A 20,611-nucleotide genomic window follows, 5' to 3' on the forward strand; every position below is an offset into this window, starting at 1 on the left:
TATGGAGGTTATAAAGGGTTCAGATAGAAAAGAAATATTAAAAAGACTTTTGAGCAGAAGCAAATTAGAAATAGATGAAATAAATTCAATAGTTAAAGATATTTTGTATAACACAAGGATGAAAAAAGATAAAGCTTTAAGAGAATATACTGAAAAATTTGATGGAGTTTTATTAGAAAATTTTTTAGTATCTGAAGAAGAAATAGAAAATGCTTTGAAAAATATAAATAGAGAGTTAAAAGAAGATTTAATAAAGGCAGCAGAAAATATAAAGAATTATCATGAAAAACAATTGAGAAAGTCCTATTTTTTAAAAGAAGATAAAAATATAGTGTTAGGTCAAATTATAAGCCCCTTAGAAAAGGTTGGAATTTATGTACCAGGAGGAAGTGCCTCCTATCCTTCTACTGTATTAATGAATGCTTTACCAGCAAAGATAGCTGGAGTAAATGAAATAACAATGATAAGTCCCCCTAATAAATATGGGAAAATAAAAGATTCTATTCTTGTGGCAGCTTTTATTGCTGGAGTAAATAAAATATATAAAATAGGCGGTGCTCAAGGTATAGCTGCTTTGGCTTTTGGTACGGAAACTATAGGAAAGGTAGATAAGATAACAGGACCAGGAAATATCTATGTAACGTTAGCAAAAAAACAGGTTTCAGGATATGTAGGAATAGATATGTTAGCAGGTCCTAGTGAAATTATGATAATTGCAGATCAATGGGCAAATCCAAAATATATAGCAGCTGATTTAATTTCTCAGGCTGAACATGATAAGATGGCGGCATCTATTTTAGTGACAGATTATGAACCAATTATAGATAAGGTGTTGTTAGAATTAGAATTGCAAATCCCATCCCTTGATAGAAAGGATATCATAAAGAAATCTTTAGAGGATTATGGAATTATTATATTAACAGAATCCTTAGAAGAATCTATAGAAATAGTTAATGAAATAGCACCAGAGCATTTAGAAATACTAACTGAAAATCCTTTTGAAATATATAGTAACATTAAAAATGCGGGGGCTATTTTCTTAGGAGAGTATTCGCCAGAGCCAGTAGGAGATTACTTTGCAGGGACAAACCATACTTTGCCTACAAGTTCTACCTCTCGATTTTCTTCTTCATTATCTGTAGATGATTTCATAAAGAAAACTTCACTTATATATTACAGCAAAGAAGCTTTGCTGGAGTCCAAGGACTCAATCATTAGGATTGCAGAAGAAGAAGGGTTAAGGGGTCATGCAAATTCAGTAAAAATAAGATTTGAGGATGTGTAATATATGGAAATGATTAAAAATAATATTAAAAATTTGAAGGAATATAAAATAAATAAAAAACCCTATAGGATAAAACTAGATGCTAATGAAGGGAAAGATATTTTTTTAAAGGATATATCTAAAGAAATTATAAGAGGTTTAGAAAAAATAGATATAAATTTATATCCAGATACGGATTCTTTTTTGTTGAGGGTTGAAATAGGAAAATACTTAAATATAAATCCAGATAATATAGTTACAGGAAATGGTTCCAGTGAAATGATAGAACTTATTATGAAAACTTTTATAGATAAGGATGATATTGTATTAAGTTTTGTACCTACCTTTAGTATGTATTCTATATTTACTCAGATTTATTCAGGAAGATTTATAGGAATTAATAGTAATGAAGACTTTTCTATAGATATAGATATTTTAATTGAAAAGACAAAAGAAATAAATCCTAAGGTTATATTTATATGTAATCCCAATAATCCTACAGGTTCTTTAGTAAAAAAACATGAGGTTGAAAGATTGTTAAATAATGTAAATTGCATAGTGGTAGTTGATGAAGCATATATGGAATTTGCAGAGGGATCTATGGTAGAAGATATCTATAAATATAAAAACTTAATAGTTCTTAGGACTTTGTCCAAAGCTTTAGGTCTTGCTGCAATAAGACTAGGATACATGATATCCAATGTTGATATTGTTAATGTTATAAACAGAGTAAGAGCACCCTATAATTTAAATGCCATAAGCCAATATATGGGAATAGAAGCATTGAAAAACAAAGAAAGGATATTCAAATATGTGGAGGAAGTAAAAAGAGAGAGAAAATATCTATATGAAAAATTAACTGAATTGTCCCTTGAACTATGGGAATCAAATACAAATTTTATATTTTTCAAATCAGATATTGATGAACTTGATAAAAAGTTAGAAGAAGATGGTATATTAATAAGAGCTTTTTCAAAAGAGCTAAGGGGATGTTATAGGGTTACTGTAGGGAATAGATGGGAAAACCATGAATTTGTAAAATCCCTAAAGGAGATATTAAAAAATGAGAAAAGCTAAAATAGAAAGAAAGACTAAGGAAACTGATATTTCAGTAGAAATAAATATAGATGGAACAGGTGAAAATTACATAGATACAGGTATAGGCTTTTTGGATCATATGCTTCAATTAATGGCTTTTCATGGTTCCTTTGACTTAAATATAGTTTGCAAGGGGGATTTGCATGTAGACGATCATCACTCTGTAGAAGATGTGGGAATAGCCCTTGGGGAAGGATTTTGCCAAGCCTTAGGTGATAAAAAAGGCATTAAACGATATGGAAATTTTTATATACCTATGGATGAGGCTTTATGTCTTGCATCATTAGATGTAAGTGGACGTTCCTATTCTGTATTTAATGTTGAATTTGAAAGAGAAAAATTAGGTTCTATGAGCACTGAAAATTTTAAAGAGTTTTTTAGAGCCTTTTCCTATAAATCAGGTATTACAGTTCATATAAATTTATTATATGGTGAAAATGACCATCATAAAATTGAAGCAGTATTTAAGGCTTTTTCAAAAGCATTAAAAGAAGCTATTCAAATAGTATCAGAAAAAATACCCTCTTCCAAGGGGATTTTATGATTAGGAGATGATAAATTGATAATTTTACCTGCAATTGATATTAAAGATAATAAATGTGTGAGACTATCTCAAGGAGATTTTAATAAAATGAAGGTATATTCTTCAGAGCCTGTTGAAATGGCATTAAAATGGGAAAAGGAAGGTGCAGAATATCTACATTTAGTAGATTTAGATGGTGCTAGAAATGAAACTTTTATAAATAAAAAGTCCATAGAGAAAATCCTAAAAAATATTAATATTCCAGTACAAATAGGTGGGGGAATAAGAAATGAAAAAAAGGTAAGGGAGATTTTAGATTTAGGAGTAAATAGGGTGATATTGGGAACGGCTGCAGTTGAAAACATAAAACTTTTGAGGAAATTAATAAATATTTATGGTAATGATAAAATTGTAGTATCTATAGATGCTAAAAATGGAAAAGTCGCTACTAGAGGTTGGGAGCTTATAAGTAATATAGATTCCTTGGAATTTTCCAAGAAATTAGAGGACATTGGAATAAAAACCATAGTTTATACTGATATATCAAAGGATGGAATGCTACAAGGTTCTAATAATGAAATATATAAAGAATTAAAAGAAAAGACTCAGCTGAATATCATTGCTTCAGGGGGCATTTCTTTTATGGAAGATATTATAAGACTTAAAGAGATGGATTTATATGGTGCAATAATAGGAAAAGCATTTTATGATAATTTATTAATATTTAAGGAAGTGGTAAAATGGTAAGAATAATTCCATGTCTTGACATGATAGATGGTAAAGTAGTTAAAGGGAAAAGATTTAAAGATATTGTTGATATAAATAGTCCAGAGGTTTTAGCTGAGTATTATTATAAAACTGGAGCAGATGAACTGGTGTTTTATGATATAAATGCTTCTATTGAAGGTAGGAATACTTATTTGGATCCTATAATAAAAGCAATGTCAAAAATAAATATACCTTTTTGCATAGGAGGAGGAATATCCTCCATTAGAGATGCTGAAAGATGTATAGAGATTGGTGCCAATAAAGTATCTATAAATTCTGCAGCTATTAAAAATCCTAATTTAATAGAAGAAATAGCCATTAAATTAGGTAGCCAAGCTGTAGTTTTAGCTATTGATGTTATGCAAAATAAGGAAGAAAGTTGGAGTGTATATGTTGAGGGTGGGAAAAGAAATACAGGATTAGATGCAATAAAATGGGTTAGAAGGGCAGTTGATTTAGGTGCAGGAGAAATAGTTGTAAATAGTATTGATGGAGACGGAATGAAAAAAGGATATGATATTAAGCTTTTAAAAAAAATTAAAGACTCTGTAAATGTACCTGTTATTGCATCAGGCGGAGCTGGTAAGTTTAAAGACTTCTATGAAGCAGTAATGTTAGCAAAGGTTGATGGAGTTTTGGCAGCTTCAGTATTTCATTATGGGGATATTAAAATTAATGATTTAAAAGACTATTTAATAGATAAAGGAATTTCTATGAAGTATTAGGAGGAAGAAAATGAATATTTCAAATGTAATAGAAGAGATAAGGTTTGATAATAGTGGGTTAGTTCCAGCTGTAGTACAGGATATAAAGACTAAAGATGTCTTGATGCTTGCATATATGAGTAAAGAATCAATAGAAAAAACCTTTGAAGAAAAAGTTGTTCACTATTATAGTAGAAGTAGGGAAAAGTTGTGGAAAAAAGGAGAAACCTCAGGTAATATTCAAAGGCTTAAAGGATTTTACTATGATTGTGATAAAGATAGTGTTTTAGTAGAGGTAGAACAGGTAGGGGCAGCTTGCCATACTGGAAGTTATTCATGTTTTTTTAATAAGGTATTAAAAGAAGAAAGCCAAGAAATAAATATTATTGAAAGCCTGTATTCTCTATTAAAAAATAGAAAGGAAAATCCTAAGGAAGGCTCTTATACAAATTACTTATTTAAAGAAGGGTTAGATAAAATACTTAAAAAGATAGGAGAGGAATGTTCAGAAGTAATAATTGGAGCCAAAAATAAAAATAAAGAAGAGTTAGTTTATGAAATAAGTGATTTAATATATCATATTTTAGTTCTTATGGTAAATGAAGATATATTTATTGAAGATATAAAAAATGAGCTTATTATTCGTAGGAAAGCTTAGTTTAAGGGTTAATCAAATAAGATAAATAACTGAAAAATCCTATTTCCATGGGGAAGTAGGATTTTTCAATTTAGTAGCAATATATTATATATGCATCCTTTTATCCATTTCTATTTTTATATCATTTCCATGAAAAATAAATACAGCAGATAATGAAATAATACTAATTGAGACACATATTATAGCAGGGTAGATAGTATTTATCCATCCCAATAATACAAATATAATAGGAACTATGCCAAATAGACTATCTATTAAGGCATAGGTAATATAGTCCCGTACACTTAGTTTCATAATTTTAGCTATTACATACATAACTATCATTGCAGTTGCAGAAGTAATAGGGATTATATAATCTAAAGACCAACCTTTCCATCCTGTTTTCCAATCCCAAAAGACAGATAATAATGATATAATTGCAACTTGTCGTACAATTTTTTTAGGTATATGATATCTTCTTTGCAAAATAGATATTAAACCTAGCCACATACTAAGTAATCCAAATACTAAGAGTAAAGGCCAGTTTACATTTGAGGGAAAAATAATATTAATGGCAAAGCTAATTACCACAGCAGCAATAGAAATAAAAATCATAATCTTAATAGCTAGATGACTTTCATAAAAAGGTGGTATCTTAGGGAAAATTTCCTTATCTTTAGCCGTATTATGAATATCTGTTAAACTATTACCACATAATATACATTTTTCACGGTTTTCTCGTATATGAACATTACAGTGAGCACAATATTTCATAGTATTTCCTTCTTTCTAAAGATTTGAAGTAATTTCAATTTCAATTTCTCTTTCAGAAAGAAATTGAAAAAATGTTTTTTGTATATCTGTTTCTTCAAAGGGAGAAGTAAAGCTTATAACCATTCTATCTCCATAAGTACATAAGGTAACTAAAGGTCTTCTGGCACTAACACAAATACTAAATTGCCTTATATAGCTATCAAATTCTTTAGGCATAATAATCTTTCCTACATTTGAGATGGAGGATGTTACCTTTTTATCATTGAGCCTATTTGCTATACGAAGGAATAAATCCTTTAGAGGTAATGGAATTATCCTTGTAAATGGATTTTTTTCTAAGGACATAAGATGATTTAGCTTTCTATCTAATTGTTCTTTAGTTAATCCCCTTTTAAAGCTTTCATTAACACTGTCTATGATTTCTTTAAAATCTGCGTTACCATTTGCAAAACTATATCCAACATCCATGGTGCTAAAGAAATTCCTCGCAGTTGCAGAAGCATAATATGGTCTTAAATTAATGGGAACAGACAAGACTATAGGTCTTTTTTTTCTGTTGGCAGGCATTTCTTTATATATAGAATATATAAGTAAAGATGCCAAAAAAACTGTTAAAGTAGTATTATATTCATGTGCTATGTCCAAAACAGATTTTACAGACATAGCTCCTTCAATTAACATCATTCTGTTTTCTGTAATTCTACTTCCTTTAATATAATAGGCATTAGAATATTTTCTGCCTTTGATTTTGTGAGGACTGTCTTCTCCATTATAATTTTTCCAAAAGCTATCATCTAATTTTTGACTTATAGATGCTTTATGGTTTAGTTTGGGCATATTATTTTTAAATATATCCTTATATTTAATAGTCATATAATGATATATAAGTATTTCCATAAACCAAATAAGACCGGCACCATCAGTAAGGGAATGAAAAATTTCCACATTAATTCTTTTATTATAATAAGAAACACGAAACAACAAGTTTTTTTGGTTTTTTATATAAATAGGTGCACAAAGAGGGGTGTCTTCTATATTAACTGTTGGTTTAATATCACTGTATTCAAAATAGTACCAAAAAGCTCCTCGCCTTAAAACAGATTTATATAATGGAAAACTTTCAATAGTCAAATCCAAAGATTTTTGTAAAACTATTGGGTCAACATCTTCATATAATTCACAGCTAAGTCTAAATACTTTAGTATCTTTATTATTAGCGATTGCTGGAAATAATTTAGAGGCATTATCCAGTTTAGTCCATTTTATTTCTTTTTGTTGTTTCATATATATACCTTCTTTTTAGTCAATTTTATCATATAAAAATGAATTTATAATTTCATAACATTTATCAATATCATCAGAGCTTAAAGGATTTGAAATAAATCCATGCAGAGCATCTTTCATTCTATATATTTTGGCATAATTTCCAAACTGTTGCAGTTTTATTCCGTAGGCTTCTCCTTCATCCCTAAGAGGATCAAACTCAGCAGTAATAATTAAAGACTTAGGTTGATTTGAAAGGTCTTTAGCAAGTATTGGTGCAACATAAGGGTTTACTCTATCTTCTTCATTTTGGACATATAAATCCATATAATCCTGTATTTTTTTTGAAGTCATTATATAATTTGTTCCATTTTCTTTTACAGAGGTATATGGAGAATTTTCGCTGTGATCATAATTAGTAGCAGGATATATTAAAATTTGTTTCTTAGGCAAAAATTCCTTATTATCTCTTAACATAAGTGAAACTACTGCTGCTAAATTGCCACCTGCACTATCTCCAATTAAGGTAATATCTTTTTGATTACAGCCCAATATTTCAGGATTTGAAAAAATTTCCCGAGTAACATGATAACAATCTTCTAATCCAGCAGGAAAAGGATTTTCTGGAGCTAAACGATAATCTACGGAAATAACTATATGATTAGTTTTATTAGCCATATTTGCACATACATTAGTATAGGAATCAATATTTCCTGTAACCCATCCACCACCATGAAAGAAAATCAAAACCTTTGGAAGAGGGTTTTCCTTAGGGATGAAAACACGCACTGGAATTTCTCTATTTTCCACCATAATCTTATGATCTAACATTTTGTAGATTGGTTCTTTTGGCGGGTTTAGTACATTAAGCAACTTACGATATGGCTTATAATATTTTTTTAGACTTATATGGGGAATTGATAAAATTTTCAATATGGTCTTTCTAATATTATTCATATGGTTAAATTCTCCTTACATTAGAGATAGTCAATATCTATATATTATACATTATAATACCCATAAAGGGTCAATATCTTTACATTATAAAATGAAATACTGAAGATTAATAAAATCTTCAGTATTTCATCTATTCTATATTGCTACGCCATTCCTTTAAAACTAAGGTACGAGATTTCTGCAATACTGCTGGGTCATTTTCTGCCATTTCTTTAGCTTCCTCATAGGAATTGGCCTTATATATTACAAGTCCCCCACTATGGTCTGTAAAAGGACCTTTAGCAAATATTTTACCTTCATCTATAAATTTTTGAAGATAGGCTTTGTGAATATCAAGTATTTCCATATCCTTTTTTTCATCAACGGTTTTTAATATAGCAGCATATAAAATCATTTTTTCACTCCTTATAAATTTTTTGATAATTTTAAGTAATCTACTAAGTATTATACATATAATTTTAATTCTTCATATGTATAATTTATATAAAAGACTATTTATAAAGATTTAATAGCAGGAAATTGACTATACTTCATAAAGTTTTGGGTATAAATATATATACAATAAAAATGGGAGGGGTTCTATGAAGAAGGTTATTTTATTTTTAGCAGAGGGATTTGAAGAAGTAGAGGCCTTAACGGTAGTCGATTATCTTAGGAGAAAGGATGTGGCTGTTGACACTGTATCTATTACAGAAGATAATAAGGTAAAGGGAGTTCATGATATTGTAGTTATTGCAGATAAAGTTATTAATAGTATTAATGATATAGACTCCTATGATGCTGTAATTATTCCAGGAGGATTACCAGGTGCTACAAATCTTAGAGATAATAATAAAGTAATAGATATTGTAAAAAAGGCGAATAGAAATGGGAAATTAGTAGCTGCAATATGTGCAGGTCCCATAGTTCTTGAAAAAGCTGGAGTCATACATGGTAAGAATGTAACTTCATATCCTGGATTTGAAGATGAGTTAATGAGTGGAATATATATTGATGATAGTGTTGTTAGAGATTGTAATATTATAACAGCCAAGGGACCAGCTTTAGCTGTAGAGTTTGCTATAGAGATAATGAGATATTTATTAGGTGAAGAAAAGGTGGATGAATTAAAGAAAGATATACTGTACTAGAATTAAACTATAGAGGGATAGCTTTATGTGGTTAAGAAACCTTAAGAAATAAAAAGTGGTGGGTAACAATTGTTACCGACTACTTTTTTATTTAAGGATATAATAGTTATTAATATATGAGATTTATATTTGGATTTCCATAATAATCTCTTAGAGGTAAGATGAAAACTTGAAAGATAAGGAGGAATATAATGAATAAATATTTTAATAGTAAAGATACAATATACGATATAACGGAAAAATATCCTGAAACTATAGATATATTTGTAACAAATGGATTTGGGCAATTAGGCAATGAAAATATGAGAAAGATAATGGGGAAGACCATTTCTTTAGAAATGGCTTGTATGTCTAAGAAGATTAATATAGAATTATTTACTGAAAAAATAATAGATGCAATAGATCAACACAGAATATCTGTAGACTCAGCCTTAGCTTCAACAAAACAAAATAATGGTGGAGATATTAAAATAGAGGGAATTGTGCCTTGTCCCGTAAGAGTTCCATTATTAGAAGGTTTTAATGATTGGATGAATGAAAATAAAACTAGATTTGATTTTAAAGTTGATTATGAACTAAAGTCTGCAAATTTAGGTGTGGACTGGATTAAGGAGAGAATTGAATCAGATAAAGAAGAGTCCTTATCAGATTTATTCATGTCAGCTGGATTTGATTTATTCTTTGATAAGGGATTAATGGGGAAGTTTAAGTCTAGAGGAGTATTTGAAGATATTACAGGTTTAGACAAATTAAATAAGGATTTTGATAATGAGAAAATAGATTTAAAAGATCCTCAAAAACAATATTCTATAATAGGAGTAGTTCCAGCAGTATTCATGGTAAATACTGAAGAACTAGGAGATAGAAAGATGCCTAAATCTTGGGCTGATTTACTAAAACCAGAGTTTGAAAACTCAGTATCTTTACCTATGAGAGATTTTGATTTATTTAATGCCATATTATTAAATATTTATAAGAGTTATGGAGAAGACGGAGTAACAAATCTTGGGAAAACTCTATTAAGAAGTATGCATCCAGCTGAAATGGTTAAATCTCATATTAAGAAAACGGAATCAGGAATACCCACTGTAACTATAATGCCGTATTTCTTTACTAAGATGGTTAGGTCAGAATCTCCATTGAAACCTGTATGGCCAGAGGATGGTGCTATAATATCTCCAATATTTTTATTAGCCAAGAAGAAAACTAAGGATAAAACAAAACCATTTGTAGATTTTTTCTTCTCTAAAAAAGTAGGGGAAATACTTTCAATCAATGGTAAATTTCCTTCAACTAATCCAGAGGTAGATAATGAATTGTCATCTGACCAGAAGTTTATGTGGCTTGGTTGGGATTATATAAATAATCATAATATCGGTGAACTAATAAGAAAATGTGAAAAAATATTTCATGATGCAGTTTAGGAGGTTATATAAATGAATTTAATTGTATTTTCAGGGCCCCCATCATCGGGTAAGACTTCAATAATATTAAAAACAATAGATGCATTAAAACAGAGGAAACTTTCAGTAGGAGTAGTTAAATTCGACTGTTTATATACGGATGATGATGTATTATATGAAAAGGCTGGAATACCAGTGAAGAAAGGGCTTTCTGGTGCCCTTTGTCCAGATCATTTCTTTGCTTCAAATATTGAAGAAGTAGTAAAATGGGGAAAACAAATGGAATTAGATATGTTAATTACTGAATCAGCAGGACTTTGTAATAGATGTTCTCCTTATATTAAAAATATAAAAGGGGTTTGTGTTATAGATAATCTGTCTGGGATCAATACACCAAAGAAAATTGGACCAATGTTAAGGTCGGCAGATATAGTGATTATAACTAAGGGGGATATAGTGTCTCAAGCAGAAAGAGAGGTATTCGCTTCAAAGGTGAGTTCAGTAAATCCGAGAGCAACTACTATGCATATTAATGGACTTACAGGTCAAGGAGCTTATGAGCTAAGTACATTATTATATGATGAAAATGAACAAATTGATTCTGTACAAGGGATGGAATTAAGATTTCCAATGCCTTCTGCCTTGTGTTCTTATTGTTTAGGTGAAACAAGAATAGGAGAGGCATACCAGATGGGTAATGTAAGAAAAATGGAACTAGGTGATGACTATGAATAATTTAACTATAGGGCAGTTAGAAGAAAAATATCCTTTTATAATCAGTTATTTTGAAGAAAATAAATTAGATACTAGAAGCCATAAAGACAAGACATTTAGGGAATATTTAGATAGTTTTAGTCAAGAAGATATAGAGAATTGGGCTATAGATAAGGAAAGGTTGGAGTCAGATTTACAAGTGTTTATTAAGCAAATGAAGGAGTTTTTAGGAATAACAGAGGATACTAAGGTGAATTCCTTAACTATATTGCCAGGTTATGATAAATCGGGAAATAAAGAAGGATTTGAAGAATTAACTATAAATAAATCTGAAATCATCTCCATAGTAGGGGCTACTGGATCAGGTAAATCTAGGCTACTAGCTGATATAGAGTGGACTGCCATGGGAGATACACCTACAGGCAGAGGAATACTGATAAATGGTAAATTACCAGATAAAAAATGGAGGTTTTCATCTAATAACAAATTAGTTGCACAACTTTCACAAAATATGAATTTTGTAATGGATCTTACAGTTAGAGAATTCTTGGAATTACATGCACAGAGTAGATTAGTTGAAAATGTAGAAGGAGTAATAGAGAAGATAATTAAAGAGGCTAACAATTTAGCAGGGGAGAAGTTTAATATAGATACACCAGTAACATCTCTAAGCGGTGGACAATCAAGGGCATTAATGATTGCAGATACAGCAATCCTTAGTTCTTCACCTATAGTGTTAATAGATGAAATAGAAAATGCAGGAATAGATAGAAAGAAAGCCTTAGAATTATTAGTATCTGAGGATAAAATAGTTCTTATGGCAACCCATGACCCAATATTGGCCCTTATGGGCAATAGAAGAATCGTAATTAAAAATGGTGGTATAGATAAAATAATTGAAACAAGCAGTGAAGAGAAAGAATTATTATTAGAGCTTGAGAAAATGGATAATATCATTCAAGGAATGAGAAATAGACTTAGAATTGGAGAAAGTTTAAAATCAATGAATAGTGAAAAACTTTAAATGAAGTTTTGGAGTCTTTAAATAGAGGGAGGAAATATAAAATGCATGATGGATGTACAGGAAGTTTTGGTAGTGGAAAGGAAGTTGTAGATAAAATAAGAATGATGGGATTTAATACTCGTCCAATGCCTCCAGGAGTTATTATAAAATGTATTGAATGTGGGAATGAAATTGAAATGACTCATTTAGAAACAAAATGTCCATATTGTAGTATGGTATATGGTGTAACACCTTGTTCAGTAAAATATCCAGAAAGGATTAAAGCAGCTGGAAAAGATTATTAAAATAAAAGAAGTTGTCACAATAAATGTTAAAATCCTTATTGTGATGACTTCTTTTATTTTTCAATTATTTATTTACTATTTTCAGTTGTATCCTTTAAAGGTAATTCAGTAATATTATTATTTAGCATTTTACAATTACCGTCAAATTTAGCATTTTCATGAACTATAAAACTAGAAACTTCAATATCCCCTATTAATGTTCCAGTAGGAAGAATAACTAGCTTTGTTTTTGAGTCAATATTTCCATGTGTAGTTCCTGCTAAAGATATATCATTAGCATTTATGTTTCCATAGACTTTTCCACTTTCACCTATAACAATATTTCCATCATAATCTATATCACCTTCAATAAAACCATCAACTCGAAGATTTCCTTTACCTTCTATCTTTCCAGTAATTTTAATATTTTCACCGATTAGAGAATCTAAATCTTCAACAATAACCTCGTCCTTTTTTCTAAACATTTTACCACTCCTTAGATCTAATCTTTTATTATATCAAATGGATTTACAGGACTGCCATTTTTATGAATTTCAAAATGCAGGTGATGTCCTGTTGACCTTCCTGTTTTACCCATTTTAGCAATCAATTGACCCTTGTCCACCTTATCGCCAACAGAAACTAATAGATCATTGTTATGAGCATATAAAGTTTTGTATCCGTATCCATGATTAATAATTATAGTTTTTCCATATCCACCCTTTCTTCCTGAAAAAATAACAGTACCTTTTGCAGAAGCTATAATGTTTGTCCCCTTTGAATTTGCAATATCTATACCTGGATGGAATTGAATTCCTCTACCAAAGGGATTTTTTCTATTTCCGAATTTTGAAGTAAGTCTTCCTGATGTAGGCATTAAATCAGGAACGGATTTTAGATAAGAAAATTTAGATTCTAAGTCCTCTATAAAAACTTCTAGTTCCAATTTTTTATCCTCTAAAACTTCTGTTAATACATCCATTTCCATTTCGGAATCTAAAGATTTAAGAGATATATTTGGACTTGTTTCTCCCCCCTTAGAGGGCCTACTGATGCCAGCCATTTCTTCTAAAACCCTTTGTAATTCATCAATTTCTACAAGCTTATTTTCAACTTGTATTGTTTTATTTTGCAATTGTTTATTTTGGGATTTAAGATTAGCCAATTCTAAATCCTTTTTTCTATTTTCCTCTTTTAAATCATTAATGATAGAGGATTTATTATTTGCTTCCTGCTTTAAACTTAGATGATATGTAGTGTTTCTGCCAATATAAAGTAATAATACTATAGTGAAAGCAGAGAAGATGGATAATAAAGCTTTAGGCATCCATTGTGGTATTACTAATTTTCTAACCTTTTCAGTATGGGGGACTATCATTATGCAAATCTTTGAGTTACCTTTACTATTCATATCTTTCTCCTTTGTCTAAAAATATTAAATATATAAAACATTTATTTAAATTTTTACTTGACATTAATTGTACCACATATGGATAAAAATGGAAATTATAAATATATTTAATGTTTTTTTATTTCGTAACATAGGTTACCGAATAAGTTATAAAACAGATATATAATATGAAATATAAGGTGAAGACAATAGAGTGTAACAAGCACTAATAATATAAATAGGGGGTAAAATAATGAGTATGTTTTGTTATCAATGCCAAGAGGCAGCAGGAGGAAAAGGATGTACAAAGGTAGGGATGTGTGGGAAAACTGCAGATTTAGCTGCATTACAAGATTTAATGATTTATACATTAAAGGGTATTTCATTATTAGGTGTTAAAGCTGATGAAAAAGGAATTGAAATGCCTGGACTTGACAGATTGATAATTGATGGATTATTTATGACAATTACCAATGCAAACTTTCATAAGGATAGATTCCTTGCAAAGATTAAAGAAGCCTTAAAGGCAAGAGATGAGCTAAAAACCATATTAATTGAGCAGAATGTAGAATTAGGTGAGCTAGAGGATGCATCTACATTTACTGTTAATTCAGATGATGAAATAGTGTTTAAATCAATTAGTGAAAAAGTTGGTGTGTTAGCAACAGAAAATGAAGATGTAAGGTCATTGAGAGAGTTAATTACCTATGGTTTAAAAGGTATGGCAGCATATGCAGAACATGCTATGAACCTTGGTTATGAAGATAAGGAAATTTCCAAATTCATAAGACGTGCATTAGCAGCTATTACAGATGATAGTTTAACAGCAGATGAATTAGTGGCACTTACACTAGAAACAGGTAAATTTGGTGTCGATGTAATGGCATTACTTGACAAAGCTAATACATCTACTTATGGAAATCCAGAAATTACAGAAGTTAATATAGGAGTAGGAAGTAGACCAGGTATATTAGTATCAGGTCATGATCTAAAAGATTTTGAAGAATTATTAGAGCAAACTAAAGACTCAGGGGTAGATATTTATACTCATGGTGAAATGTTACCAGCAAACTATTATCCAAAATTCAAACAATATAACCATTTTGTAGGAAACTACGGAAATGCTTGGTGGAAACAAAAAGAAGAATTTGAAAAATTTAATGGAGTAATTTTATTTACAACAAATTGTATAGTGCCACCAGCTGCATCCTATGCTGATAGAGTATATACAACAGGTTCGTCAGGATATCCAGGATTTAAACATATTCCAGATAGAGTAAATGGTAAGCCTAAGGATTTCTCAGAATTAATTGAACATGCTAAGAGATTACCAGCACCAACAGAAATAGAAAAGGGTAAAATCATAGGTGGATTTGCTCATGCACAAGTATTTGCATTAGCAGATAAAATTGTAGATGCCGTTAAATCAGGAGCAATAAAGAAATTCTTTGTAATGGCAGGTTGTGATGGAAGACAGTCAGCTAGAAACTATTATACAGATTTTGCAGCAGCACTTCCAAAGGATACAGTAATTCTTACAGCTGGTTGTGCAAAGTATAAATATAATAAATTAAATTTAGGGGATATTGGTGGAATTCCAAGGGTTTTAGATGCAGGACAATGTAATGACTCTTATTCATTAGCAGTTATAGCTATGAAGCTAAAAGAAATATTTGAATTAAATGACATAAATGAATTACCAATAGCATATAATATAGCTTGGTATGAGCAAAAGGCTGTAATAGTATTACTTGCTTTATTACATTTAGGTGTTAAGAATATTCACTTAGGACCTACACTACCAGCATTCCTTTCACCAAATGTAGCTAAGGTATTAGTAGAGACCTTTGGAATTGGAACCATATCAAATGTAGAAGATGATATAGCTATGTTCATGGGAGCATAATATAAATAACTCCTCAACCATAATGGTTGAGGAGTTAAATTTTTAAGTGTTTTGCCATGTTCCATTATCAGTACATATTACCTCTGACCCGTCTTCCATTTTTATTACTGAGCCAACTGTATGCCTCATACCTGCATATATGCAGAATACATCCTTCGCAGCATTGCCAACAGGTGATTTAGAAACAGGTTCGACATTATTTGGGGCAGATAAGCCAATAGTATTATTTTAATCCAAATTTGAATAAATATTCTATATATAATTTTCAGTATTTGACCCATGAAATATAGCTAAAGGATTGGTAAATATTTTTGAAATTAGGATTTATAAAAATTCACATTGACTTCATTATGATGTTATGGTAAAATGATAAAAATCAAGATAAATCTAATGCGTAGAATTAGTAGTTAAACTATTATGGTTTTAGAGAGTTGGCGCAGGTGAAAGTCCAATACCAGAGGTTTAATGAATGGATCTACAAAGAGTTTGGCGAAATGGCTTTTCAGAGTAGCTAATACTGGGGGTTTCCCGTTATAGAAACAGGATATCTAGCAATGCTATGTATCTGCTGAGTGAGATTATCTAATGGATAATCTAATTAAGGTGGTACCGCGAAATAATAGTCTTTCGTCCTTTTCAAGGATGAAGGACTTTTTTTATGACCTAACACAACGAATGTTAGTGAGTTGATGTAGGTCAAAGGCAACGAACGCCAAATTCATGGGAGTGATAACGAGCAAATGAATTTGTGCTGTGAGACTGCGGGGAATGACCTAACACAACGAACGTTAGTTAGTTGATGTAGGTCAAAGGCAATGAATGGAGGGTGGTGAATACAATGTTGTGAACTGAACCAAGTGACTGGAATAAGAAAAATAAAATAGGAAAAGGAGATGTTTTTAATGAAATTAAAAAACAATATTTTTACAACATTGCTATTAGCCATAGGTCTTATTATGCATCAAATTACACCAGGGATATTAGGTGGTATGAAATTTGATTTTCTATTGATTTTTATGGTTGTATCACTTTTATTAAATTATAAATTTCAAAATGCTATATTAACGGGCATACTAGGTGGATTGCTTTCTGCTATGACTACTACTTTTCCAGGAGGGCAAATACCTAATATATTAGATAAAATAGTTACTTCTTTAATATTATTTGTTTTAATAAAATATCTTAGTAAGTTTAATATTAATTTTTTAGTAGTAGGAATATTAGGAGGTATTGGAACCTTTATAAGTGGCATAGTATTTCTAACTTCAGCTGCTCTTATTGTTGGTCTACCAGTGCCAATAGGAGTATTGATAACTGGAATAGTCATACCTACTACTATAGTAAATTTCATAGGTACAATCTTTGTATATAAATTAGTTAAAATTGCAATAAAAAGATCAGGAATAGCTATGAATTGAGATAAATTAAACTGACCCAAAATTCTAAAAGAATTTTGGGTCAGTTTAATTTGTTGGACGTTCTTTTAGGATTAACTATATATTTGGGTATAATGAATAAATATAGTATAATTATTAGGACTATTATTATAAGTTTCAAGGAGGACATATGTTTACGAAATATTTTTTAAACCTTGCTGCAAAAGGAAATCATAATTATTCAGATAAAGATGTAAGGGAGAGAATAGGATATACTGCTGGTTTAGTAGGAGTATTTGTAAATTTATTACTATCTATATTAAAGCTTGCTGTAGGATTAACCACATCATCTATTGCTGTTACTGCCGATGCTTTTAACAATTTATCTGATACTGCCTCATCTATTATGACAGTAATAGGATTTAAGCTTTCAAATGTACCACCAGATAAAGAACATCCTTATGGTCATGGAAGGATAGAATATTTGACTGCATTAATGATAGCATTTATGGTTATTTTAGTAGGATTTAAATTTGTTAAATCTTCAGTTGATAGGATAATTAACCCAAAGGTAATAGTATTTCAAGTAATTCCTTTTATATTACTGGTAATATCAATATCTCTTAAAATATGGTTAAGTATATTTAATAGGAAACTGGGAAACAAGATTTCTTCAGCTGCTTTACAAGCAACGGCTACAGATGCTTTAGGTGATGTAATTATTACTTCTGTAGTAGCATTTTCTTTACTTCTATCATTATTTACAAATTACCCTATTGATGGATATATAGGTATCTTAGTATCTACTTTTATATTATATTCAGGATTTTCTTTGGTAAAGGAAACTGTTAGTCATTTAATTGGTAAGGCTCCAGATAAAGATTTAATAGATGAGTTAATGGATGAAATCCTTTCCTATGATTATATATTAGGGGCACATGATCTTATAGTTCATAACTATGGACCCGGTAAGGTAATGGCAACTATAGATGTAGAGATACCCTTTGATATAGATGTGGTTACTATTCACGACATAATTGATCAGGCAGAAAGAGAATTAAGTGAAAGATTTAACTTACATTTAGTAATTCATATGGATCCAGTAGGCTTTCAATCAAAAGAAACTGTTGAGATTATGAATAAAATAAAAAATAGAATAAAAAAAGATGAATTTATTAAATCAATGCATGATTTTAATATTATAGAACAAAATGACAATAAAGTTGTTGTATTTCATGTAGTAGTCGATGGGAATAAAATCGATAGACAATTTTCAGGAGAAAAATATAAAGAAGAATTGGCAGAAATCATAAAAGGAATAAATTCAGCTTTAGATTGTGATATTATTGTAGATACTGAATATTAATAAAACTTATTGAATATATAACAAATATATTTTTATTATTGAAATAGAAAGTCTTTATAAGTAAATTAGGGAGATAGAATTTAAGAGAATATTTGAATAATTTTCAAGAATTTCCATGAAGTATAGTTGTAAATTAAAGTTAATGTTTACATCTTTAATTTTATAGAAGAAAGTGCTTGGAATTAGTATAAGATTCTATTTCTTGAATAAATATTTGCTAAATGTTACAATTTAATAGAGTTTTTTAAATTAGATTGGAGAGATATAATGAAGGATTTAATAAAACGAATAAATGAACTTGCACATAAGGCAAAGACCATTGGATTAACAGAAGTAGAAAAGGAAGAACAACAAAATTTGCGTCAAAAGTATTTAGCTATTTTTAGAGGAAACATGAAGAATACCCTTATGAATGTAAAGGTAGTAGATGAGGAAGGTAATGACGTTACTCCAGAAAAGCTAAAAGAAGAACAGAAAAAAACGAAATATATAAACTAAAAACTTCCCTCAATTATTTTAAGATTGAGGGAAGTTTTTTATGAATATAATCTTATTTGATGTGTTTTTTTAAAGAGTTTTAGTTATGGCATAAAAATGAAAACTTTCATTTATATAAAAAAGCTAGGATTTAGCTAACCATAGTAATCTAAGGAATTTAAAGGCAGATTATTGATATTTAATATAGAAGTTTTAAATATAAGTATAGTCATAGATGCTATAATATAAATATACATTTAGATGATAATATGGATTAAACTGTACAAAAATAATTTTAATTATTACATTTTAAATTATAAAGGAATTGTAAGATATTTAGGTCTTGCTAAATTGGACAAATAATTATAAATAAATTTATAGGAATTTAAGTATATTGTTCTATGTATAGAAATACTGTCGGAATTTACCATAAGTAAAGTAATTTGGTAGTTTGTATGTTATTATATGATATGAGGTTCAAACAATTTTATTTAATGAACTTTCTAAGCATGATGAGATTGATATTTTTAGGCTGGGGCTAGAAGATATATCTAATGACTATATTATAGAGTTAAATGTCTTTGAAGTGGAGAATGCTGATACTTATGTTAATAATATAAATTTAAAAAATGATGACTTAATAAAAAACTTTCTAATGATGAATATTTTAAGAGATATTTTAAAAGCAATTCTGTAAATAAATTAAAACTAATTTATAATGTGCCATGGCATAAAGAATAACAATTTAAATATGATTATGACCTGTAATTTATATTAATATTAATTAGTTTATTTAATATATTAGAAAACGAGGACTAAAATGGAAAATATTTGTATGCTTTTCATTAATTGTCACCTATTATTAATTGGAACACAAGCGTTCGCTGTTAAAGATTCAGATGTGAAAGAGTTCTACGGTGATAATCCAGTTAATAGTTTAAGAGAGCAAGTAGGAGAAACAGAAATTCTTGAAGTAAGGTGTTAACACAATTAAAAGTTATAAACATTATGAGCCACTGCAGGGGGTTGCTAGATTAACGTTAACAGGAGAAGCTGCTGCGGGTGTGGAATTACTTGGAGTAAGAGATGCAGTTGAACATGTATATCATGTATATGCAAATGGGAAATATGCGTTTTCAAGATTTACAATGCCAATATGATAATTCGGAGTTTTTACAAAAAATGAACATATAATAAATTTATATATATTTTATACATTTATGAAAAAAGACCAATGCATATTTAAGTCATGGGTCTTTTTCTTGTTAATGAATACCACCCTGTCAAGTAGACACTGAAAACAATAGAAAACTAGATACAATAGAATCATTTTAGAAGCTGCTTGAGAGGTTGTTAGACCTTTCAATATGTTTTGAATACTCACCACTATAGTGCTCAAACTACTGGTTTTATTGGTGGTTATGATTCTAAATTATTGTTGATTATTTTTTGCTGTATTTTGACAGGCAATTTTATGGAATACATTTATATATGCTAATGCATTTTCACCTAATCTATTTGTACCATGGATTGTCAGTAACTTTTCCAGCTGCAAACAAGCAGGAGGTTATAAA

At 29.7% G+C, this 20,611-nt stretch carries 23 protein-coding genes and 1 other annotated feature; of the genes, 17 read left to right on the forward strand and 6 right to left on the reverse strand.

Annotated features, from left to right (window positions below):
* The first annotated feature begins 1 nt into the window (after position 1).
* From hisD to hisIE, 6 genes are read left to right on the forward strand one after another with little or no spacing between them, the layout of a single operon-like run.
* On the forward strand, positions 2-1,285 hold the full coding sequence (gene hisD, locus BUB33_RS03040) for a histidinol dehydrogenase (protein WP_072973045.1): 1,284 nt from the start codon (positions 2-4) through the stop codon (positions 1,283-1,285).
* Between the two features lie 3 nt (positions 1,286-1,288).
* Complete coding sequence (gene hisC, locus BUB33_RS03045) at positions 1,289-2,341, forward strand: histidinol-phosphate transaminase (RefSeq protein ID WP_084725105.1); 1,053 nt, start codon at positions 1,289-1,291, stop codon at positions 2,339-2,341.
* Positions 2,328-2,906, forward strand: a complete 579-nt coding sequence (gene hisB, locus BUB33_RS03050) for an imidazoleglycerol-phosphate dehydratase HisB (RefSeq protein ID WP_072973047.1) — start codon at positions 2,328-2,330, stop codon at positions 2,904-2,906. Before hisC ends, hisB begins: the two co-directional genes overlap by 14 nt.
* Positions 2,907-2,921: 15 nt before the next feature.
* The gene (gene hisA, locus BUB33_RS03055) at positions 2,922-3,632 is read left to right on the forward strand and encodes a 1-(5-phosphoribosyl)-5-[(5-phosphoribosylamino)methylideneamino]imidazole-4-carboxamide isomerase (protein WP_072973049.1); all 711 of its coding nucleotides are present in this window, start codon (positions 2,922-2,924) and stop codon (positions 3,630-3,632) included.
* Positions 3,626-4,378, forward strand: coding sequence for an imidazole glycerol phosphate synthase subunit HisF (gene hisF, locus BUB33_RS03060; RefSeq protein ID WP_072973051.1), 753 nt, complete (start codon positions 3,626-3,628; stop codon positions 4,376-4,378). The genes hisA and hisF overlap by 7 nt, the downstream gene beginning before the upstream one ends.
* Positions 4,379-4,388: 10 nt before the next feature.
* A complete protein-coding gene (gene hisIE, locus BUB33_RS03065) occupies positions 4,389-5,015 on the forward strand; it encodes a bifunctional phosphoribosyl-AMP cyclohydrolase/phosphoribosyl-ATP diphosphatase HisIE (RefSeq protein ID WP_072973053.1) in 627 nt (208 codons plus the stop codon).
* An 84-nt stretch (positions 5,016-5,099) separates the two neighbouring features.
* Here the strand turns inward: hisIE and BUB33_RS03070 are convergent, their stop codons facing one another.
* The 4 genes from BUB33_RS03070 to BUB33_RS03085 all read right to left on the reverse strand — a co-directional run bounded on the left by BUB33_RS03070 (position 5,100) and on the right by BUB33_RS03085 (position 8,382).
* Positions 5,100-5,768 carry a DUF6320 domain-containing protein gene (locus BUB33_RS03070; protein ID WP_072973055.1) on the reverse strand — a complete coding sequence of 223 codons (669 nt, stop codon included), beginning with the start codon at positions 5,766-5,768 and terminating at the stop codon, positions 5,100-5,102.
* A 15-nt stretch (positions 5,769-5,783) separates the two neighbouring features.
* Positions 5,784-7,052 carry a hypothetical protein gene (locus BUB33_RS03075; RefSeq protein WP_072973057.1) on the reverse strand — a complete coding sequence of 423 codons (1,269 nt, stop codon included), beginning with the start codon at positions 7,050-7,052 and terminating at the stop codon, positions 5,784-5,786.
* A gap of 15 nt (positions 7,053-7,067) precedes the next feature.
* A complete protein-coding gene (locus BUB33_RS03080) occupies positions 7,068-7,988 on the reverse strand; it encodes an alpha/beta hydrolase (RefSeq protein ID WP_072973058.1) in 921 nt (306 codons plus the stop codon).
* 130 nt (positions 7,989-8,118) lie between these two features.
* The gene (locus BUB33_RS03085) at positions 8,119-8,382 is read right to left on the reverse strand and encodes a YciI family protein (RefSeq protein ID WP_072973060.1); all 264 of its coding nucleotides are present in this window, start codon (positions 8,380-8,382) and stop codon (positions 8,119-8,121) included.
* Between the two features lie 187 nt (positions 8,383-8,569).
* Here BUB33_RS03085 and BUB33_RS03090 point away from each other — a divergent pair, with 187 nt between their 5' ends.
* The 5 genes from BUB33_RS03090 (at position 8,570) to BUB33_RS03110 (ending at position 12,543) form a co-directional block, all read left to right on the forward strand.
* Positions 8,570-9,118 (forward strand): DJ-1 family glyoxalase III, encoded by a 549-nt coding sequence (locus BUB33_RS03090; RefSeq protein ID WP_072973062.1) that lies wholly within the window; start codon positions 8,570-8,572, stop codon positions 9,116-9,118.
* A 191-nt stretch (positions 9,119-9,309) separates the two neighbouring features.
* Entirely contained in the window at positions 9,310-10,542 is a 1,233-nt protein-coding gene (locus BUB33_RS03095; protein ID WP_115322204.1) for an ABC transporter substrate-binding protein, read from the forward strand.
* A 12-nt stretch (positions 10,543-10,554) separates the two neighbouring features.
* Positions 10,555-11,256: a GTP-binding protein gene (locus BUB33_RS03100; protein ID WP_072973065.1), complete on the forward strand. Its 702-nt coding sequence runs from the start codon at positions 10,555-10,557 to the stop codon at positions 11,254-11,256.
* Positions 11,249-12,259: an ATP-binding cassette domain-containing protein gene (locus BUB33_RS03105; protein WP_084725107.1), complete on the forward strand. Its 1,011-nt coding sequence runs from the start codon at positions 11,249-11,251 to the stop codon at positions 12,257-12,259. Before BUB33_RS03100 ends, BUB33_RS03105 begins: the two co-directional genes overlap by 8 nt.
* A 41-nt stretch (positions 12,260-12,300) precedes the next feature.
* Positions 12,301-12,543, forward strand: a complete 243-nt coding sequence (locus BUB33_RS03110; RefSeq protein WP_072973067.1) for a hypothetical protein — start codon at positions 12,301-12,303, stop codon at positions 12,541-12,543.
* Between the two features lie 68 nt (positions 12,544-12,611).
* Here the strand turns inward: BUB33_RS03110 and BUB33_RS03115 are convergent, their stop codons facing one another.
* Complete coding sequence (locus tag BUB33_RS03115; protein ID WP_072973068.1) at positions 12,612-13,007, reverse strand: bactofilin family protein; 396 nt, start codon at positions 13,005-13,007, stop codon at positions 12,612-12,614.
* 17 nt (positions 13,008-13,024) lie between these two features.
* On the reverse strand, positions 13,025-13,933 hold the full coding sequence (locus BUB33_RS03120; RefSeq protein WP_072973069.1) for a M23 family metallopeptidase: 909 nt from the start codon (positions 13,931-13,933) through the stop codon (positions 13,025-13,027).
* 232 nt (positions 13,934-14,165) lie between these two features.
* Between BUB33_RS03120 and hcp the strand changes: the two genes are divergently transcribed.
* The 6 genes from hcp (at position 14,166) to BUB33_RS15970 (ending at position 20,022) form a co-directional block, all read left to right on the forward strand.
* Positions 14,166-15,818 (forward strand): hydroxylamine reductase, encoded by a 1,653-nt coding sequence (hcp, locus tag BUB33_RS03125; protein WP_072973070.1) that lies wholly within the window; start codon positions 14,166-14,168, stop codon positions 15,816-15,818.
* A 46-nt stretch (positions 15,819-15,864) separates the two neighbouring features.
* Entirely contained in the window at positions 15,865-16,050 is a 186-nt protein-coding gene (locus BUB33_RS15790) for a hypothetical protein (protein ID WP_143154880.1), read from the forward strand.
* Positions 16,051-16,199: 149 nt separating this feature from the next.
* Positions 16,200-16,456 (forward strand) — a binding site (T-box leader).
* A gap of 264 nt (positions 16,457-16,720) precedes the next feature.
* Complete coding sequence (locus BUB33_RS03130; protein ID WP_072973071.1) at positions 16,721-17,236, forward strand: tryptophan transporter; 516 nt, start codon at positions 16,721-16,723, stop codon at positions 17,234-17,236.
* Between the two features lie 148 nt (positions 17,237-17,384).
* On the forward strand, positions 17,385-18,560 hold the full coding sequence (locus tag BUB33_RS03135) for a cation diffusion facilitator family transporter (RefSeq protein WP_072973072.1): 1,176 nt from the start codon (positions 17,385-17,387) through the stop codon (positions 18,558-18,560).
* 267 nt (positions 18,561-18,827) lie between these two features.
* Entirely contained in the window at positions 18,828-19,058 is a 231-nt protein-coding gene (locus BUB33_RS03140) for a DUF896 domain-containing protein (RefSeq protein WP_072973074.1), read from the forward strand.
* 799 nt (positions 19,059-19,857) lie between these two features.
* Positions 19,858-20,022 (forward strand): hypothetical protein, encoded by a 165-nt coding sequence (locus BUB33_RS15970; protein WP_159429158.1) that lies wholly within the window; start codon positions 19,858-19,860, stop codon positions 20,020-20,022.
* The last annotated feature ends 589 nt before the right edge of the window (positions 20,023-20,611 follow it).

The organism is Tissierella praeacuta DSM 18095 (assembly GCF_900128955.1).
GTDB lineage: Bacteria > Bacillota > Clostridia > Tissierellales > Tissierellaceae > Tissierella > Tissierella praeacuta.

Excerpts from the sequence above, each read along its gene's own strand:
- hisD (WP_072973045.1), top strand. The coding sequence starts at position 2 with ATGGAGGTTATAAAGGGTTCAGATAGAAAAGAAATATTAAAAAGACTT.
- hisC (WP_084725105.1), top strand. The coding sequence starts at position 1,289 with ATGGAAATGATTAAAAATAATATTAAAAATTTGAAGGAATATAAAATA.
- hisB (WP_072973047.1), top strand. The coding sequence starts at position 2,328 with ATGAGAAAAGCTAAAATAGAAAGAAAGACTAAGGAAACTGATATTTCA.
- hisF (WP_072973051.1), top strand. The coding sequence starts at position 3,626 with ATGGTAAGAATAATTCCATGTCTTGACATGATAGATGGTAAAGTAGTT.
- hisIE (WP_072973053.1), top strand. The coding sequence starts at position 4,389 with ATGAATATTTCAAATGTAATAGAAGAGATAAGGTTTGATAATAGTGGG.
- BUB33_RS03070 (WP_072973055.1), bottom strand. The coding sequence starts at position 5,768 with ATGAAATATTGTGCTCACTGTAATGTTCATATACGAGAAAACCGTGAA.
- BUB33_RS03075 (WP_072973057.1), bottom strand. The coding sequence starts at position 7,052 with ATGAAACAACAAAAAGAAATAAAATGGACTAAACTGGATAATGCCTCT.
- BUB33_RS03080 (WP_072973058.1), bottom strand. The coding sequence starts at position 7,988 with ATGAATAATATTAGAAAGACCATATTGAAAATTTTATCAATTCCCCAT.
- BUB33_RS03085 (WP_072973060.1), bottom strand. The coding sequence starts at position 8,382 with ATGATTTTATATGCTGCTATATTAAAAACCGTTGATGAAAAAAAGGAT.
- BUB33_RS03090 (WP_072973062.1), top strand. The coding sequence starts at position 8,570 with ATGAAGAAGGTTATTTTATTTTTAGCAGAGGGATTTGAAGAAGTAGAG.
- BUB33_RS03095 (WP_115322204.1), top strand. The coding sequence starts at position 9,310 with ATGAATAAATATTTTAATAGTAAAGATACAATATACGATATAACGGAA.
- BUB33_RS03100 (WP_072973065.1), top strand. The coding sequence starts at position 10,555 with ATGAATTTAATTGTATTTTCAGGGCCCCCATCATCGGGTAAGACTTCA.
- BUB33_RS03105 (WP_084725107.1), top strand. The coding sequence starts at position 11,249 with ATGAATAATTTAACTATAGGGCAGTTAGAAGAAAAATATCCTTTTATA.
- BUB33_RS03110 (WP_072973067.1), top strand. The coding sequence starts at position 12,301 with ATGCATGATGGATGTACAGGAAGTTTTGGTAGTGGAAAGGAAGTTGTA.
- BUB33_RS03115 (WP_072973068.1), bottom strand. The coding sequence starts at position 13,007 with ATGTTTAGAAAAAAGGACGAGGTTATTGTTGAAGATTTAGATTCTCTA.
- BUB33_RS03120 (WP_072973069.1), bottom strand. The coding sequence starts at position 13,933 with ATGAATAGTAAAGGTAACTCAAAGATTTGCATAATGATAGTCCCCCAT.
- hcp (WP_072973070.1), top strand. The coding sequence starts at position 14,166 with ATGAGTATGTTTTGTTATCAATGCCAAGAGGCAGCAGGAGGAAAAGGA.
- BUB33_RS03130 (WP_072973071.1), top strand. The coding sequence starts at position 16,721 with ATGAAATTAAAAAACAATATTTTTACAACATTGCTATTAGCCATAGGT.
- BUB33_RS03135 (WP_072973072.1), top strand. The coding sequence starts at position 17,385 with ATGTTTACGAAATATTTTTTAAACCTTGCTGCAAAAGGAAATCATAAT.
- BUB33_RS03140 (WP_072973074.1), top strand. The coding sequence starts at position 18,828 with ATGAAGGATTTAATAAAACGAATAAATGAACTTGCACATAAGGCAAAG.
- BUB33_RS15970 (WP_159429158.1), top strand. The coding sequence starts at position 19,858 with ATGGAAAATATTTGTATGCTTTTCATTAATTGTCACCTATTATTAATT.